The organism is Micromonospora sp. NPDC005237, assembly GCF_040607775.1.
Classification (GTDB): Bacteria; Actinomycetota; Actinomycetes; order Mycobacteriales; family Micromonosporaceae; genus Micromonospora.
The window spans coordinates 144,109-161,469 of record NZ_JBEXHJ010000007.1 but is presented as its reverse complement, the minus strand read 5'-3'; the positions used below and the strand labels follow the sequence as shown (position 1 = coordinate 161,469).

The 17,361-nt window shown below is 75.5% G+C and carries 13 protein-coding genes and 1 riboswitch; all 13 genes read left to right on the top strand.

From position 1 onward, the window contains the following. Positions 1 to 202 precede the first annotated feature (202 nt). The 13 genes from ABZT87_RS20345 to cobA all read left to right on the top strand — a co-directional run bounded on the left by ABZT87_RS20345 (position 203) and on the right by cobA (position 17,361). Positions 203 to 538 (top strand): hypothetical protein, encoded by a 336-nt coding sequence (locus ABZT87_RS20345; RefSeq protein ID WP_234589536.1) that lies wholly within the window; start codon positions 203 to 205, stop codon positions 536 to 538. 283 nt (positions 539 to 821) lie between these two features. Beyond that, positions 822 to 951, top strand: a riboswitch (cobalamin riboswitch). Positions 952 to 1,233: 282 nt separating this feature from the next. Continuing rightward, on the top strand, positions 1,234 to 4,902 hold the full coding sequence (gene cobN / locus ABZT87_RS20340; protein WP_355137345.1) for a cobaltochelatase subunit CobN: 3,669 nt from the start codon (positions 1,234 to 1,236) through the stop codon (positions 4,900 to 4,902). Continuing rightward, positions 4,899 to 7,028 carry a VWA domain-containing protein gene (locus ABZT87_RS20335; RefSeq protein ID WP_355137343.1) on the top strand — a complete coding sequence of 710 codons (2,130 nt, stop codon included), beginning with the start codon at positions 4,899 to 4,901 and terminating at the stop codon, positions 7,026 to 7,028. The genes cobN and ABZT87_RS20335 overlap by 4 nt, the downstream gene beginning before the upstream one ends. Before the next feature lie 73 nt (positions 7,029 to 7,101). Further along, a complete protein-coding gene (gene cobO, locus ABZT87_RS20330; protein ID WP_355137341.1) occupies positions 7,102 to 7,713 on the top strand; it encodes a cob(I)yrinic acid a,c-diamide adenosyltransferase in 612 nt (203 codons plus the stop codon). Then, positions 7,707 to 9,062, top strand: a complete 1,356-nt coding sequence (locus ABZT87_RS20325) for a cobyrinate a,c-diamide synthase (protein WP_355137339.1) — start codon at positions 7,707 to 7,709, stop codon at positions 9,060 to 9,062. The genes cobO and ABZT87_RS20325 overlap by 7 nt, the downstream gene beginning before the upstream one ends. Further along, positions 9,059 to 9,838, top strand: coding sequence for a precorrin-2 C(20)-methyltransferase (cobI, locus tag ABZT87_RS20320; RefSeq protein ID WP_355137337.1), 780 nt, complete (start codon positions 9,059 to 9,061; stop codon positions 9,836 to 9,838). Before ABZT87_RS20325 ends, cobI begins: the two co-directional genes overlap by 4 nt. Beyond that, complete coding sequence (cobM, locus tag ABZT87_RS20315) at positions 9,835 to 10,668, top strand: precorrin-4 C(11)-methyltransferase (protein WP_355137335.1); 834 nt, start codon at positions 9,835 to 9,837, stop codon at positions 10,666 to 10,668. The genes cobI and cobM overlap by 4 nt, the downstream gene beginning before the upstream one ends. After that, the gene (locus ABZT87_RS20310) at positions 10,665 to 11,816 is read left to right on the top strand and encodes a cobalt-precorrin-5B (C(1))-methyltransferase (RefSeq protein WP_355137333.1); all 1,152 of its coding nucleotides are present in this window, start codon (positions 10,665 to 10,667) and stop codon (positions 11,814 to 11,816) included. The genes cobM and ABZT87_RS20310 overlap by 4 nt, the downstream gene beginning before the upstream one ends. Continuing rightward, entirely contained in the window at positions 11,813 to 13,144 is a 1,332-nt protein-coding gene (gene cbiE, locus ABZT87_RS20305; RefSeq protein WP_355137331.1) for a precorrin-6y C5,15-methyltransferase (decarboxylating) subunit CbiE, read from the top strand. Before ABZT87_RS20310 ends, cbiE begins: the two co-directional genes overlap by 4 nt. Next, positions 13,141 to 14,928 carry a precorrin-3B C(17)-methyltransferase gene (cobJ, locus tag ABZT87_RS20300; protein WP_355137329.1) on the top strand — a complete coding sequence of 596 codons (1,788 nt, stop codon included), beginning with the start codon at positions 13,141 to 13,143 and terminating at the stop codon, positions 14,926 to 14,928. Before cbiE ends, cobJ begins: the two co-directional genes overlap by 4 nt. Next, positions 14,916 to 15,113: a 4Fe-4S binding protein gene (locus ABZT87_RS20295; RefSeq protein ID WP_355137327.1), complete on the top strand. Its 198-nt coding sequence runs from the start codon at positions 14,916 to 14,918 to the stop codon at positions 15,111 to 15,113. The genes cobJ and ABZT87_RS20295 overlap by 13 nt, the downstream gene beginning before the upstream one ends. Continuing rightward, positions 15,110 to 15,706, top strand: coding sequence for a precorrin-8X methylmutase (locus tag ABZT87_RS20290; RefSeq protein WP_355137325.1), 597 nt, complete (start codon positions 15,110 to 15,112; stop codon positions 15,704 to 15,706). The genes ABZT87_RS20295 and ABZT87_RS20290 overlap by 4 nt, the downstream gene beginning before the upstream one ends. Further along, complete coding sequence (gene cobA, locus ABZT87_RS20285; RefSeq protein ID WP_355137323.1) at positions 15,703 to 17,361, top strand: uroporphyrinogen-III C-methyltransferase; 1,659 nt, start codon at positions 15,703 to 15,705, stop codon at positions 17,359 to 17,361. The genes ABZT87_RS20290 and cobA overlap by 4 nt, the downstream gene beginning before the upstream one ends.

The following is a 17,361-nucleotide window of genomic DNA, read 5'->3' as shown; positions in this document are numbered from 1 at the left end:
GGCCTTGCCGCAAGTCCCCCCATGCGGTATATGTTGGATATGGCGGGGAGTGTTGTCCCCCGCTTTCAGGGCTTCCGTTCGGTACGCCCGCTCCAGCGGTTCCGTCCGCGCTCCGCCGAGTCAGATTTCTCCCAGCTGGCGTGCAGCGTATTGCCAGGAATCGGTGCTGAACTGGAGTGGCGTCCGAGGAGAGGGGCTGGGCATGGGCTGGTTCAACCGGCGGTCACGGGGCACCGAGGCGACCCCAACGAAGCTGGACCGCGAGGCCACCCGGGACGATCTCGCCGCGCTGGAGTCGTTCGTCGCCAGCCGGCGGGGAGTGGAGTTCTACCTGGAGCCGGAGACCACCGCCACCGACACCACAGTGGTGGCGATCGCCCACGACGGCGAATGGATCCGCCGCCGCACCGGCACACCCCGCGCGGCGGGCGCCATCGCCCGCAAGCACGCGGTGCCGCTGTACGAGGCGGCCCGCACCGGCTACCCGGAGCGGATGCGGGTGTGGAATCGGGCACACCCGGAGCGCCACGCCCGCTGAGACTCCTCCGCCCAGAAGCCACCACCGCCGGGCCAGCGGCGCGAGCCAGAGTGCTCCGCCGATCCTTTGCTCTGCTTACCAATAAGCGCCAGTGACGCCCCATTCCCGTTGCGTATAGGGAAGCAGAGCAAAGGATGTCGGGCATTGATCCGGGGCATCGAGGTCGGGTGATCCGCTGTCGCGTCGAGAGTTGAGGCTCGGTGACGCACGCCCGTTCGTCGGGCCGGAGCAGCGTTGACCCGCAGCGCAGGGGTGTGGCAGCATTCGCGGCCTGACGGCAGTGAAGGAAGTCGGTGCGAATCCGACGCGGTCCCGCCACTGTCACCGGGGAGCGATCCCCCCTCGTGAGTCACGGCCGTGTGTCTGCGGTTGGAAGGCCGGGGGAGAGCGTCGATCCGGAAGCCAGGATACTTCGGCCGTCGGGACGTACCCCAGGGCGTGGACACCCGAGGAGGACCCGATGACGCTTGGCGTCTCCATCATCGACGGCTGCTGCCGTCCTGCGCACCGCGGCCGTGCCGCCGCCGCGATCGGCATCGACTCCGTTCACCGCTGAGTTCCGGACCGCGCCGCCCGTCGCTCCCGGCCGCAGGCCGCTGAGCCGGCCGGATCGCGGCCTCCGCTGAACCCTGCGCCCATCCCACGTCGCCAGGCCGCTCTCGCGAGCGTGCCGACGTTACCGTCCGGAGCCTGCCGTGCGCGTTCTGCTGCTCTCCACCGCCGACACCGACCTGCTGGCCGCCCGCGCCAGTGACGCCGACTACCGGCTCGCCAACCCGGCGCGGGTGGCGGCCGACGAGGTGCCCGCCCTGCTCGACGGGGTCGACCTCGCCGTCGTACGCCTGCTCGGGGGTCGGCAGGCGTGGCCGGACGGCCTCGCCGCGGTGCTCGCCACCGGCGTGCCGACGGTCGTGCTCGGCGGTGAGGCGGTGCCCGACGCGGAGCTGATGGCGATCTCCACGGTGCCGTCCGGAGTGGTCACCCAGGCGCTGGCCTACCTGGTGGAGGGCGGGCCGGACAACCTCGGGCACCTGGCCCGGTTCCTCTGCGACACGGTGCTGCTCACCGGCGAGGGGTTCGCCCCGCCCGCGCCGACCCCGGCGTACGGCGTACACGGCGACCACCCGACCGACCCGCGGCGGCCCACCGTGGGGATCGTCTTCTACCGGGCGCACGCCCTCGCCGGCAACACCGCCTTCGTCGACGTCCTGGCCGAGGCCGTGCGGGAGGCCGGGGGCAACCCGCTGCCGATCTTCTGTGGCTCGCTGCGGGGCCTGACCACGGGCGCGGGCCCGCTCGGGCTGTTTGCCCGCTGTGACGCGCTGCTGGTCACCGTGCTCGCGGCCGGCGGCGCGGTCGCCGCCGACGCGTCCGGGGGCGGCGACGAGGACGCGTGGGACGTCGGCGCGCTCGCCGCCCTGGACGTGCCCGTCATTCAGGCGCTCTGCCTGACCAGCACCAGGGAGCAGTGGGCCGGCAGCGACGCCGGGCTGTCCCCGTTGGACGCGGCGATGCAGGTGGCCATCCCCGAGTTCGACGGACGGATCGTCACCGTGCCGTTCTCGTTCAAGCGGATCGACGCGGACGGCCTCTCGGTCTACGCCGCCGACCCCGAGCGGGCCGCCCGGGTGGCCGGCATCGCGGTACGTCACGCCCGGCTGCGGTACGTGCCCAACGCCGACAAGCGGGTCGCCGTCGTGCTCAGCTCGTACCCCACCAAGCACTCCCGGGTCGGCAACGCCGTCGGGCTGGACACCCCCGTCTCGGCGGTCCGGCTGCTCGCCGCACTGGCCGAGGCGGGTTACCACCTGGGGGACGCGCCGCCGCCCGACGACGGCGATGCGCTGATCCACGCCCTGATCGCCGCCGGTGGGCACGACGTGGAGTGGCTCACCCCGGAGCAGTTGGCCGCCGCCGAGGCCCGGGTGCCCGGCGAGACCTATCGGCGGTGGTTCGACCAGGTACCGGCCGAGCTGCGTGAGCGGATGCGGGAGCACTGGGGTGAGCCGCCCGGCGAGCTCTACACCGACGGCGGGGATCTCGTGCTCGCCGGGCTGCGCTTCGGCAACGTGGTGCTGCTGATCCAGCCGCCGCGTGGCTTCGGGGAGAACCCGATCGCCATCTACCACGACCCGGACCTGCCGCCGAGCCACCACTACCTGGCCGCGTACCGCTGGCTGGCCGCGCCCGTCGCGGACGGCGGCTTCGGCGCGGACGCCGTGGTGCACCTGGGCAAGCACGGCACCCTGGAGTGGCTACCCGGCAAGGGCCTCGGCCTGGCGGCCGACTGCGCGCCCGACGCGGTCCTCGGTGACCTGCCGCTGGTCTACCCGTTCATCGTCAACGACCCCGGCGAGGGCACCCAGGCCAAGCGGCGCGCACACGCCGTGGTGATCGACCACCTGGTGCCGCCGATGGCCCGCGCCGAGACCTACGGCGACCTGGCCAAGCTGGAGCAACTGCTCGACGAGTACGCCACCGTGCAGGCCCTCGACCCGGCCAAGGTGCCGACCGTGCGGGCGCAGATCTGGGACCTGGTGCGCGCCGCCGAGCTGCATCACGACCTGCACGCCGAGGCGATGCCCGACGCCGACGACTTCGACGACTTCGTGCTGCACCTCGACGGGTACCTCTGTGAGGTCAAGGACGTGCAGATCCGCGACGGCCTGCACATCCTCGCCGACGCGCCCGTCGGCGAACCGCGGGTCAACCTGGTCCTCGCGGTGCTGCGCGCACCCCAGATCTGGGGCGGCAACCACGCCCTGCCCGGCCTGCGACAGGCCCTCGCCGCCGCGTACGGCCTCGACGAGCAGGAACTGCTGGCGGCACCGGGCGAACGACTGGCGGTGCCCACGGCGTTGACCGACGTGGTGGACGGGCCGGCCGGCACGGCCGCCGACGCCGTCGACCTCATCGAGGCGCTCGCCCGGAGGTTGGTCATCGGGATGGAGACGCTCGGCTGGGACGCCGAGGCCGTCAACGCGGTGGTCGCCGAGGTGACCGGGCAGCCGATCCCGGACGTCGTCGCGGTGCTGCGCTTCGCCGCCACCGAACTGGTGCCCCGGCTGGCGCGCACCACCGACGAGCTGACCCACACCCTCGGGGCGCTCGACGGGCGGTTCGTGCCGCCCGGACCGTCCGGTTCACCCACCCGGGGCCTGGTCAACGTGCTGCCCACCGGCCGCAACTTCTACTCGGTCGACCCGAAGGCCATCCCCAGCCGCAACGCCTGGGACGTCGGGGTGGCCCTCGCGGACTCGCTGCTGGCCCGGCACCTCGCCGACACCGGCACGTACCCCCGCTCGGTGGGGTTGACCGTGTGGGGCACCAGCGCCATGCGCACCCAGGGCGACGACATCGCCGAGGTGCTCGCGCTGCTGGGCTGCCGCCCGGTGTGGGACGACCGGTCCCGGCGGGTCACCGGCATCGACGTGGTGCCGACCGCCGAGCTGGGCCGGCCCCGCGTCGACGTGACCGTGCGCATCTCCGGCTTCTTCCGCGACGCGTTCCCGCACGTCGTGGCGCTGCTCGACGACGCCGTACGGCGGGTCGCCGCGCTGGACGAGCCGGACGAGGAGAACTACGTGCGGGCGCACGTCGCCGCCGACCTCGCCGAACACGGCGACGAGCGGCGGGCCACCGCCCGGATCTTCGGCTCCAAGCCCGGGGCGTACGGCGCGGGCCTGCTGCCGCTGATCGACGCGCGGACCTGGCGCAGCGACGCCGACCTCGCCGAGGTGTACGCGGTGTGGGGCGGCTACGCGTACGGCCGGGGCCTGGACGGGCGGGAGGCGCGCGCCGACATGGAACGCTCGTTCGCGCGGATCGCGGTGGCGGTGAAGAACCAGGACACCCGCGAGCACGACATCGTCGACTCGGACGACTACTTCCAATACCACGGCGGGATGGTGGCGATGGTCCGTCACCTCACCGGATCGTCGCCGCAGGCGTACGTGGGTGACTCGGCGATGCCGCACGACGTGCGCACCCGCACGCTGGGCGAGGAGACCCGGCGGGTGTTCCGGGCCCGGGTCGTCAACCCGAAGTGGATCGCGGCGATGCGCCGGCACGGCTACAAGGGCGCGTTCGAGCTGGCGGCCACCGTGGACTACCTGTTCGGCTACGACGCCACGGCCGGCGTGGTCGACGACTGGATGTACGAGCACCTGGCCGCCGCGTACCTCTTCGACGACACGACCCGGGAGTTCCTGGAGCAGTCCAACCCGTGGGCGCTGCGCGGCATCACCGAGCGGCTGCTGGAGGCCGCCGACCGGGGGCTGTGGGCCAAACCCGAGCCGGCCACCCTGGACCGACTCCGTGACACGTACCTGGCCAGCGAGGGCGACCTGGAGGACCGGGCATGATCACCTACCCGTTCAGCGCGGTGCTCGGCATGGCCGACATGCGGTTGGCGCTGCTGCTCAACGCTGTCTCCCCGGCGATCGGCGGGGTCCTCGTGCGCGGCGAGAAGGGCACCGCCAAGTCCACCGCCGTCCGGGCGCTCGCCGCGTTGCTGCCCCCGGTCCACCGGGTCGCCGGCTGCCGCTTCGGCTGCGACCCCGCCGAGCCCGACCCGGGCTGCCCGGACGGGCCGCACCCGGACGATGCCACCGTCGAGACCCGTCCGGCCCGTCTCGTGGAGTTGCCGGTCGGCGCCGCCGAGGACCGGGTCGTCGGCTCGCTCGACCTGGAGAAGGCCCTCGGTGCGGGGGTACGCGCCTTCGAACCGGGCCTGCTCGCCGCCGCGCACCGGGGCGTCCTCTACGTCGACGAGGTCAACCTGCTGCACGACCACCTCGTCGACCTGCTGCTCGACGCGGCGGCGATGGGCCGCAGCCACGTCGAGCGCGAGGGCGTCTCGGTCAGCCACGCGGCCCGCTTCCTGCTGGTCGGCACCATGAACCCGGAGGAGGGGGAGCTGCGCCCGCAGCTGCTCGACCGATTCGGGCTCACCGTCGAGGTGGGTGCCAGCCGGGACCCGGAGGTCCGGGTCGAGGTGGTGCGTCGCCGGCTCGCCGCCGACGCCGACCCGGCGGGCTTCGCCGCCCGCTGGGCCGACGCCGACGCGGAGATCGCCGGCCAGGTGGCCGCCGCCCGCCGCCGGCTTCCCGGGGTACGCCTTCCGGACGCCGCGCTGCGGCAGATCGCCGAGGTGTGCGCCGCGTTCGACGTGGACGGGATGCGCGCCGACATCGTCACCGCCCGTACCGCCCTCGCCCACGCGGCCTGGCACGGCCGGGACCGGGTCACCATCGACGACGTACGGGTCGCCGCCCGCCTCGCCCTGCCGCACCGCCGCCGCCGTGACCCGTTCGACACGCCGGGCCTGGATGAGAAGCGCCTCGACGAGGCGTTGCAGCGCGCCCAGGACGCCCACCCCGACGATCCGGACGACGACGGCGGCCCGCACGACGGTGGCCCCGCTGGATCGCGCCCCGACGGCTCGGACCCCGACGGTGGCGGCCCGGGCGGTGGCTCCGGCGGCCCCGGCGGCCCGGACGACGGCGGCGCCGACCGTCGTGGCCCGGACGACGGTGGCCCGCGGGGCGGTGCCGGCAGCGGTGCCGACCGCAGCGGCCCCGACGGTGCGGGACCCTACGGTGGCAGCTCCGACGGCAGCGACGACGCCGCTGACCAGGGTGAATCGACCCGGCAGCGGGGCTCCGGTGGGCAGGGGCAGCCGGTGGCCGTACCCCACGGTGGTCTGCGGGCCCGGCTGCTCACCGCGCCCGGCGTCGGTGACGGCGTGCCCGGGCGGCGGTCGCGCGCCCGCACCGGGCGGGGACGCACCACCGGGGCCCGGGTGCCGGCCGCTCGGGTCGGCGCGCTGCACCTGCCGGCCACGATTCGCGCCGCCGCGCCCCATCAGGCGGCCCGGGGGAGGCTGACCGGCCCGCTGCGACTGCGCCCGGACGACGTGCGGGAGGCGGTCCGGGAGGGGCGTGAGGGCAACCTCGTGCTGTTCGTGGTGGACGCGAGCGGGTCGATGGGCGCCCGGCAGCGGATGACCGCCGTGAAGGACGCGGTACTCGCGCTGCTCACCGACGCCTACCAGCGGCGGGACAAGGTCGCCGTGATCGCCTTCCGGGCCGGCGGTGCGCGGACGCTGCTGCCGGCCACCTCGTCGGTGCTGGCCGCCTCGACGCGGCTGGCCGAGCTGCCCACCGGTGGACGCACGCCGCTGGCCGAGGGCCTGCTCGCCGCCGCCGAGCTGCTGCGGCTGGAGCGCCGACGTGACCCGAAGCGCCGCCCCCTGGTCCTCATCGTCACCGACGGCAGAGCCACCGCCGGGCCGCGTCCACTGGACCGGGCCGCGGCGGCCGCGACGGTGCTGGCCGCGACAGCGGCCCCCTGCGTCGTCGTCGACTGTGAGTCCGGCCCGGTCCGTCTGCACCTGGCGCGGCGCCTGGCCACCCAGCTGAGCGCGCCCCTGACCCCCCTGGCTGCCCTGACCCGCCCCCGCGATCGTGTGGTTCCGGTCGCGACATGAGGGGACCACGTGCGCAGATGACCAGCAGAAACGGCACGATCGCGGGAGTGCCCGCGGGACGGGGGACGGGCTGATGCCACAGGGACAGCCGAGCGTGGTGCCCGCTGACGGGTTGACGACCCGGCAGCGGCGGCACCGGCCACTGCTGATCGTCCACACCGGACAGATGAAGGGGAAGTCGACCGCTGCCTTCGGGTTGGCGTTGCGGGCGTGGACCGCCGGCCTGCCGGTCGGGGTGTTCCAGTTCGTCAAGAGCGCCAAGTGGCGGGTGGGGGAGGAGAACGCCTTCCGGGCGCTCGGCGAGGTGCACGAGCGTACCGGCCAGGGCGCGCCGGTGGCCTGGCACAAGATGGGCGAGGGCTGGTCCTGGATCCAGCGCGGCGGCGAGGCCGACCATGCCGCGGACGCCCTGGAGGGCTGGCGGCAGATCCAGCGCGACCTGGCCGCGCAGCGGTACGGGCTGTACGTGCTGGACGAGTTCACCTACCCGATGAAGTGGGGTTGGGTCGACGTCGACGAGGTGGTCGCCACCCTGGCCGACCGCCCCGGCTTCCAGCACGTCGTCATCACCGGCCGGGACGCCGACCCGCGCCTGATCGCCGCCGCGGACCTGGTGGCCGAGCTGACCAAGGTCAAGCACCCGATGGACGCCGGCCAGAAGGGCCAGAAGGGCATCGAGTGGTGAGCGCGCCCTGGGCGCTGCCCCGAGTGGTCATCGCCGCGCCGGCCAGCGGCCACGGCAAGACCACCGTCGCCACCGGGCTGCTCGCCGCGCTGCGCCGTCGCGGCCTGACGGTCAGCCCGCACAAGGTCGGCCCGGACTACATCGACCCCGGCTACCACGCCCTCGCCGCCGGGCGGCCCGGCCGGAACCTCGATCCGTTCCTGGTCGGAGCCGAGCGGATCGCCGGTCTGCTGCGCCACGGCGCGAGCGTCCCGACGCCCGCCGACATCGCCGTGGTGGAGGGTGTGATGGGCCTGCACGACGGGGCGGTGGGCCGCCGCGACTTCGCCTCCACCGCGCACGTCGCCCGGCTGATCGAGGCACCCGTGGTGCTGGTGCTGGACACCATCGCGCAGGGTCGCTCGGCCGCCGCGCTGACCCTCGGCATGGCCGCCTTCGACCCGGCGGTCCGCATCGGCGGGGTGATCCTCAACCGGGTCGGCTCGCCCCGGCACGAGACGCTGCTGCGCGACGCCCTCGCCGAGGTGGGCGTACCGGTGCTCGGGGCGGTCACCCGCGCCGCCGAGGTCGCCGCGCCGGCCCGGCACCTCGGGCTGGTCCCGGTGGCCGAGCGGGCGCCCGAGTCCCTCGCGATCGTCACCGCCCTCGCCGAACTGGTGGAGGCCACAGTGGACCTCGACGCCGTCCTCGACCTGGCCCGCACCGCCGCGCCGCTGACCGTCGCGGCCTGGGACCCGGTCGTCGCCGTCGGCGGTCCGGCCGGCGACGAACGCCCGCTCGTCGCGCTCGCCGGTGGTCCGGCCTTCACCTTCTCGTACGCGGAGACCGCCGAACTGCTCACCGCCGCCGGGGCGGACGTGGTCACCGTCGACCCGCTGCGCGACCCGGCCCTGCCCGCCGGCACCCGCGCGGTCGTGATCGGCGGCGGGTTCCCCGAGGCGTACGCGGAGGCCCTCGCGGGCAACGGCACGCTCCGGGCCGAGCTGGCCGACTTCGACGGGCCGGTCGTGGCCGAGTGCGCCGGGCTGCTCTACCTCGGGCAGGCCCTGGACGGCGTACCGATGTGCGGTCGGCTGGACCTCACCGCCCGGATGACCGGCCGGCTCACCCTCGGCTACCGCGAGGCCCTGGCCGTCACCGACTCCCCGGTGGCCCGCGCGGGCGAGCCGGTACGCGGCCACGAGTTCCACCGCACCACCACCGACCCCGCTCACGGCGAGCGGCCGGCGTGGCGCTGGAACGGCACGGACCACGGCTTCGTCGCCGGCCGCGTGCACGCCTCCTACCTGCACACCCACTGGGCCGGCCACCCCGCCGCCGCCCGCCGGCTGGTCGAGGCGTGCCGATGAGCGCCGACGCCACGCTGACCGGCGTCGGTGTCGGGCCGGGTGACCCGGAACTGCTCACCGTCAAGGCCGTGCGGATCCTGCGCGAGGCCGACGTGGTGTTCGTACCCGTGATGGCGGACCGGGTCGCGCCGAGCGCGACCGCCGGTGCGACGCCGCCGGGCGCGCAGGCCGGGCGGGCCGAGGCGACCGTCCGGGAGTACGTGCCGGCGGATCGGCTGCGTCGGCTGCCGTTCGCCCTCGACGACCGGGGTGGGGTGACCGCCCGCCGGGCGGCGGCCTGGGACGACGCCGCCCGGAGCGTGCTCGACGCGGTCGACGCGGGCGCGCGGTCCCTCGCGTTCGCCACCATCGGCGACCCCAACGTCTACTCCACCTTCGGCTACCTGGCGCAGAGCGTCCGCGCGCTGCGCCCCACCGTGCGGGTGGCGACAGTGCCCGGCGTGACCGCCATGCAGGAACTGGCCGCCCGCAGCGGCATTCCACTCTGCGAGGGACGCGAACCGCTGACGCTGCTGCCGGCCACCGCCGGTCTGGCGCTGTTCGCCGCCGCCCTCGCCGGGCCGGGCACCGTTGTCGCCTACAAGGGCTGGCGGCGGCACCCGGAGCTGCTCGCCGAGCTGCGCCGGCAGGGCCGCCTCGCCGACGCGGTGCTCGGGCGCAGCCTCGGCCTGCCCGGGGAGAGCGTCGGCGGAGTCGACGACACCGCGCACGACCTGCCGTACCTGTCGACGTTGCTGGTGCCCGCCCGCCGCGACCACCGAGGAGGAAAGCTGTGACCAGCAACGGCAAGGTGTGGTTCGTCGGGGCCGGCCCGGGTGCGGCGGACCTGCTGACCCTGCGGGCCGCCCGGGTGATCGCCGCGGCGGACATCGTGATCTGGGCGGCCAGCCTGGTGCACGCCGACGTCCTCGACCACGCCCGCCTCGACGCGGAGATCGTCGACTCGTCGCAGCTGCCCATCGAGGGCGTGCTCCCGCTCTACCAGCGCGCCGCCGAGCAGGGGCTCACCGTGGCCCGCATCCACTCCGGCGACCCGGCGCTCTGGGGCGCCGTGCAGGAGCAACTGGACCTGTGCCGAACGCTCGACCTGGCCGTCGAAATCGTGCCCGGAGTGTCGTCGTTCACCGCCGTCGCGGCGCTCGTCGGGCGGGAGCTGACCGTGCCCGAGGTCGCCCAGTCGGTGATCCTCACCCGCCTCGAAGGCGGCAAGACCCCGATGCCGCCCGGCGAGCGGGTCCGCGACTTCGCCCGGCACGGCACCACGATGGCGCTGTTCCTCTCCGCCGCCCGCTCCGGTCAGGTGCAGGCCGAGCTGCTGGCCGGCGGCTACCCGGCGGACACCCCGGCCGTGGTGGCGTACCAGGCGACCTGGCCCGACGAGTTGGTCGTGCGCTGCACGGTCGGCACCCTGGAGGCCACAGTCAAGCAGCACAAGCTGTGGAAACACACCCTCTTCCTGGTCGGACCGGCGCTGGCCGCCGAGGGCACCCGCTCGCACCTGTACCACCCCGGGCACTTCCACACCTTCCGTCGCGCCGAGCCGGCCGCCCGTGCCGAGCTGCGCCGCCAGACCGGCGGTCGCGCCGGGGGAACAGGCACACCGTGACGTACGCCGAGCCGCCGCTGCGCGAGCCGGACCTGCCGCGTACGGCGAAGGTCCGGCCCACCGCGCTGCGGACGGGTTGGACCACCGGGGCCTGCGCCACGGCCGCGGCGAAGGCCGCCGTCTCGGCGCTCGTCACCGGGGTTGCCCCGCCGGAGGTGGAGATCGGGCTGCCCGCCGGGCGGCGGGTGCGGTTCCCGGTCGAACGCTGCGAGGTGACCGGCAACCCACCGGCGCGCGCCGAGGCGGTGGTCGTGAAGGACGCCGGTGACGACCCGGACGTCACCCACGGCGCCGAGCTGACCGCCACCGTGGACTGGACCGACGTCCCCGGGCTGCGCCTGGCCGGCGGTCCCGGCGTCGGCACCGTCACCAAGCCGGGCCTCGGCCTCGCGGTCGGCGCCCCGGCCATCAACGACACCCCACGTCGCATGATCGGCGAGGCGGTGGCCGAGGTCGTCGACCTCACCGAGGTCGGTGTCCGCGTGGTCATCAGCGTGCCCCGGGGCGAGATCATGGCCCGCAAGACCACCAACCGCCGGCTCGGCATCCTCGGCGGCATCTCGATCCTCGGTACCACGGGGATCGTCCGACCCTTCTCCACCGCCTCCTGGCGGGCCAGCGTCGTCCAGGCCGTGCACGTGATGGCCGCCCAGGGCGAGCGGACGGTGGTGCTGTGCACCGGCGGGCGTACCGAGCGGGCCGCCCGCGCGCTGCTGCCCGAGCTGCCTGAGGTGTGCTTCGTCGAGGTGGGCGACTTCACCGGCGCCGCCGTCACCGCCGCGGTGGGCGACGCGATGACCGGGGTGGTCTTCGTCGGCATGGCCGGCAAGCTCGCCAAACTCGCCGCCGGAATCCTGATGACCCACTACACCCGCTCGAAGGTGGACCTGTCGCTGCTCGGCGCGGTGACTGCCGACGCTGGCGGCGATCCGGCGCTGGTCGCCGCGGTGACCGAGGCGAACACCGGGCGGCACGCGTACGAGCTGTGGGAGGCCGCCGGGCTGCTCGGCCCGGCCGGGGACCTGCTCTGCCAGCGGGTCGGGCAGGTGCTGCGGCGCTTCGCCGGGCCGACGGTCACCGTGGACGTGGCGATGGTCGACTTCGCCGGCGCGCGGGTGGTCGCCTCGTCGGGCCGGTGGCCGCGATGAGCCGGGCGACCGCGGCGGCCGCCGACCCGCTGGCGAACCTGGCGTCCCCGGACGCGCTGGTGACCGTGGCGGCCCCGGACGCGTTGGTGACCGTGGTCGGGTTGGACGCGGCCGGAGCGCCACCGCACCCCGCCCTCGCGCCCGCGCTGGCCGGGGCGGGGCTGGTCGTCGGAGCGTCCCGGCACCTGGCCACCGTTTCCGTGCCGCCCGGCGTGGACACCGTCGTCCTCGGGCCGCTCGCCCCGGCCGTACGACGGCTGAGTGTCGCCGTGGCCGCCGGTGTGCCGGCCGTGGTGCTGGCCAGCGGCGATCCCGGCCTGTTCGGCATCGTCCGGCGGCTGCGCGCGGCCGGGCTGCCCCTGTGGGTGGTGCCGGCGGTCTCCAGTGTGGCCGCCGCGTTCGCCCGTGCCGGGCTGCCTTGGGACGGTGCAGCCGTGGTCACCGCGCACGGCCGTGACCCGCGACCGGCCCTGAACGCCTGCCGGGCGCTGCCCCTGGTCGCGGTGCTCACCGCGCCGGGCGTCGGCGCGGCCGAGCTGGGCGCCGGACTGATCGGCTGGTCCCGCCGGCTGGTGGTCGCCGAACACCTCGGCACCGACGCCGAACGCGTCCGGGCGGTGACCCCCGAGCAGGCCGCCGCCGGCACCTGGTCCGACCCGCACGTCCTGCTCAGCATCGCCGACACCGCACCCGCCGGATTCGTGCCCACCGACGTCACGCCCGACCGGGTCGCAACCGGTGGGATGCGCGCCGACAACCAGCCGGCCGCGGCACCGGCCGGTGGCTGGGCGCTGCCGGAGGACCGGTACGCCCACCGCGATTCCATGATCACGAAGTCCGAGGTGCGTGCTCTCGTCGTCGCCCGGCTGCGGCCTCGTCTGGGCCGGCTGGTCTGGGACGTCGGCGCGGGCAGCGGCTCGGTCGGCATCGAGTGCGCGTTGCTCGGCGCTGCCGTGCTCGCCGTCGAACGGGACCCCGCGTCCGCCGCGACGATTCGGGACAACGCCGCGACGCACGCCGTCGACGTGCGGATCGTCGTCGGGCGGGCCCCGGCGGCGCTGGCCGGGTTGCCCGAGCCGGACGCGGTCTTCGTCGGCGGTGGCGGTGTCGACGTCCTCACCGCCGTGGTGGCCCGCCGACCCGAGCGGGTGGTGCTCACGCTGGCCGCGCTGGACCGCGTCGCGCCGGCCGTGGGCCTGCTGCGCGCCGCCGGCTACACCGTCGAGGGCAGCCAGCTCTCCGCCGCCCGCCTCGCCGACCTGCCCGGTGGGTCGATCCGCCTCGCGGCCACCAACCCGGTGGTCGTCCTCACCGGGGAGCGCCCGTGACCGACCAGAACTCGCCTGCCCGGATCGGCCTGGTGGCGGCCACCGCCGCTGGCCGACGGCACGCCGAAACCCTGACCGCCGCGTGGCCGCACGCCCGGCTGGTCGAGGGGGAGACCGTCGCCGACGCGCTGCGCAGCGCCTGGGCCGGCTGTGACGCGGTGATCGCGTTCCTGGCCACCGGGGCGGTGGTGCGCATCCTCGCGCCGCTGCTCGACGACAAGCGCACCGACCCGGCCGTGGTGGTCGTCGACGAGGCGGCCCGGCACGCCGTGGCGCTGCTGGGCGGTCACGCCGGCGGGGCCAATGCCCTCGCCGAGCAGGTCGCCGCGCTGCTCGACGCCCGACCGGTGATCACCACCGCCACCGACGCGGTCGGCCTGCCGGGGCTGGACACCCTCGGCTGGCCGGTGCAGGGCGCGGTCGCCGCGGTGTCCCGGGCCATCCTGGACGGTGAACCGGTCCGGCTGATCGCCGACGCCGACTGGCCGCTGCCCGCCCTGCCCCCGAACGTCTACGCCGCCACCGCTCCGGCGACCGTGGCCACCGGCACCGCCGTAGGCGGGGCCGGCAGCGCCGGCGGCCACGAGGACACGCCGGACGACGGGTACCGGCTGCTGGTCACCGACCGGGTGGTGCCCTTCGACGGGCGCACGGCCGTGCTGCGGCCGCCGTCGCTGGTCGCCGGCGTCGGCGCGAGTCGGGGCGTGCCGGCCGCCGAGGTGGCGGAGCTGCTGCACCGGGTGCTGGCCGAGGCCGGCCTCGACCCGGCGAGCCTGCGCTGCCTGGCCAGCGCCGACGTCAAAGCCGACGAGGCGGGCATCCGCAGCACCGCCGACGCGCTCGGCGTACCCCTGGTGACCTGGCCGGCGACGCGGCTGGCAACTGTCGACGTGCCGCATCCCAGCGAGGTGGTCCGCGCCGCGGTCGGCACGCCGAGCGTCGCGGAGGCCGCGGCGCTGCTCGGCCCGGACGGCCGATCCGACGACGCGACGCTGCTGGTCGGCAAGACCGCGACGGCGATGGCCACCGTGGCGGTGGCCCGGCACGCACCGCGCGGCCGGCTCGCCGTCGTCGGCCTCGGGCCGGGCGCCGCCGACCTGCGGACCCCCCGCGCGGTGGCGGAGTTGCGTCGCGCGGCGGTGGTGGTCGGCCTGGACCAGTACCTCGACCAGGTGCGGGACGTGCTGCGGCCGGGCACCCGGGTGCTGTCCAGCGGGCTGGGCGCGGAGGAGGCCCGGGCCCGCGCGGCCGTCGCCGAGGCCGCCGCCGGCCGGGCGGTCGCGCTGATCGGGTCCGGCGACGCCGGGGTGTACGCGATGGCGAGCCCCGCCCTGGAGTACGCCGACGAGCGGATCGACGTGGTGGGCGTGCCCGGGGTGACCGCCGCCCTCGCCGCCGGGGCGCTGCTCGGCGCGCCGCTCGGCCACGACCACGCCTACGTGAGCCTGTCCGACCTGCACACCCCGTGGGAGGTCATCGAGCGGCGGGTGACCGCCGCCGCCGAGGGCGACTTCGTGACGCTGTTCTACAACCCGCGCAGCCAGGCGCGCGACTGGCAGCTCGGCAAGGCACTCGGCATCCTCGCCGCGCACCGGCCACCGGACACCCCGGTCGGCGTGGTGCGCAACGCCAGCCGCCCCGGCGAGCGGGTGCACCTGGCGACGCTGGCCACGCTCGACCCGGCCATCGTCGACATGTACAGCGTGGTCGTGGTCGGCAACAGCGACACCCGGTTGGTCGCCGGCCGGATGGTCACGCCCCGGGGGTACCGGTGGCGATCGTGACCATCGGCGCCTGCCAGGGCTGCGGCGCCTGCCTGCTGACCTGCCCCACGCACGCGATCCGGCCGGTCGTCGGCGGCCTGACGGTACGCGCCGACCGCTGCACCGGCTGCCTGGAGTGCCTGGAGATCTGCCCGGTCGACGCGATCCGCGTCGCCGAGCCCGACCCCTGCAAGGGAGCCCGATGAGCCGGGTGGTGCATCCGATCGAGGTCGAGTCGTACCGCATCCTGCGCGAGCGGGTCGACCTGTCGCACCTGCCGCCGCTGAGCCGAGCGGTGACCGAACGGGTGGTACACGCCAGCGCCGACCTCGCGTACGTCGACGACCTCGTCTGCGACGAGACCGCCCTGGAAGCGGGGTTGGCGGCGCTGCGCGCCGGCGTACCGGTGGTCACCGACGTGGCGATGGTCGCCGCCGGCATCACGCGCGCGGGCCTGGAGCTGGTCTGCCCGGTCGCCGAGCCGGCCGCCGCCGAGCTGGGCCGCGCGGCCGGCATCACCCGCTCGGCGGCCGCCGTGCGGATCGCGCTGGAGCGGGTCGGCCCCGGCGCGGTGTGGGTGATCGGTTGCGCGCCCACCGCGCTCGTCGAACTGCTCACCCTGGACGCCGCGCCCGCGCTGGTCGTCGGCCTGCCGGTCGGCTTCGTGGGCGCCGCCGAGTCCAAGGCGGCCCTGCGGGCCAGCGGCCTGCCCGGGGTGTCCAACGTGGGCGAGAAGGGTGGCTCGGCGGTCGCCGCCGCCGCCCTCAACGCCCTGCTCTACACCGAGGAGAGGTCATGACCGGTCTGGTCATCGTCGGGCACGGCACGCGCAGCGCTGCCGGGGTCGACCAGTTCGCCGCGCTCGTCGAGCGGGTCCGCCGTCGCGGTGACGTCGCGGACGTCGAGGGCGGCTTCATCGAGCTGTCCCGCCCACCGCTGACCGACGCGGTCGGCGCGCTCGTCACGCGCGGGCACCGGAAGCTGGTGGCGTTGCCGCTGGTGCTCACCGGCGCCGGGCACGGCAAGGGCGACATCCCCGCCGCGATGGCCCGTGAGCAGGAGCGGCACCCCGGGCTGACGTACCGCTACGGGCGTCCGCTCGGCCCGCACCCGCTGCTGCACACGGCCCTCGAAGAGCGCATCGACGCGGCGTTGGCGGGCGCCGACCGGGCCGGCACGGCGCTGGCCGGTGCCGACCGGGCCGGCACGTGGGTGGCGTTGATCGGGCGGGGGTCCACCGACCCGGACGCCAACGCCGAGGTGGCCAAGGTCGCCCGGCTGCTCTGGGAGGGACGCGGCTACGCGGGCGTCGAGCCGGGCTTCATCTCGCTGGCGCAGCCGTCGGTGCCGGAGGTGCTGGACCGGTTGCGCCGGCTCGGCGCGCGGCGGATCGTCGTCGCGCCGTACTTCCTGTTCGCCGGGGTGCTGCCCGACCGGATCGTCGCCCAGTCGGCGGAGTTCGCCGCCGCGCACCCCGACCTGGACGTCCGGGTCGCCGAGGTGATCGGCGACTGTGACGCCCTCGCGGATCTGGTGCTCGAACGCCACGCCGAGGCGCTGGGCGGGGACATTCGGATGAACTGCGACACCTGCGCGTACCGCGTGTTGATGCCCGGCTTCGCGGACAAGGTGGGCCGCCCGCAACGCCCGCACGACCACCCCGACGACCCGGTCGGCCACCACAATCACCACCACGGGCACGACCACCACCACGATCACGGCTCGGTCGCCGTGGTCGGCGGCGGGCCGGGCCCCGACGACCTGATCACGGTACGCGGCAAGGCGCTGCTCGACGCCGCGGACGTCGTGGTGGTCGACCGGCTCGCCCCGCAGGGGCTGCTCGCCGAGCTGCGCCCCGACGTACTGGTCATCGACGCCGCGAAGGTGCCCCGTGGCCCCTCGATGGCCCAGGACGCGATCAACGAGGCCCTGGTGTCGCACGCCCGTGCCGGCCGCCGGGTGGTGCGGCTCAAGGGCGGCGACCCGTACGTCTTCGGACGCGGTCACGAGGAGGTGCAGGCCTGCGCGGCGGCCGGCGTACCGGTGACGGTGGTCCCGGGGGTCAGCAGTGCCCTCGCCGCGCCGACCCTCGCCGGCGTGCCGGTCACGCACCGGGGCGTGGCGCACGACGTCACCGTGGTCTCCGGGCATCTGCCGCCCGGGCACCCCGACTCGCTCGTCGACTGGGCGGCGCTGGCCCGCGCCCGGGGGACCGTCGTACTGCTGATGGCCGTGGACACCATCGCGAAGATCGCTGCCGTGCTTGTCGAGCACGGTCGTGCCCCGGAGACTCCGGTGCTGGCCGTGCAGGACGCCGGGCTGCCCGGCCAGCGGTCCGTGCCCGCCCGGTTGGACGAGATCGGCGCGGTCGCCGCCCGGGAGGGCATCGGCCCGCCAGCCGTCTTCGTGCTCGGCCCGGTGGTCGCTCTCGCGGCCACCGGGCCGAGCGCCTGA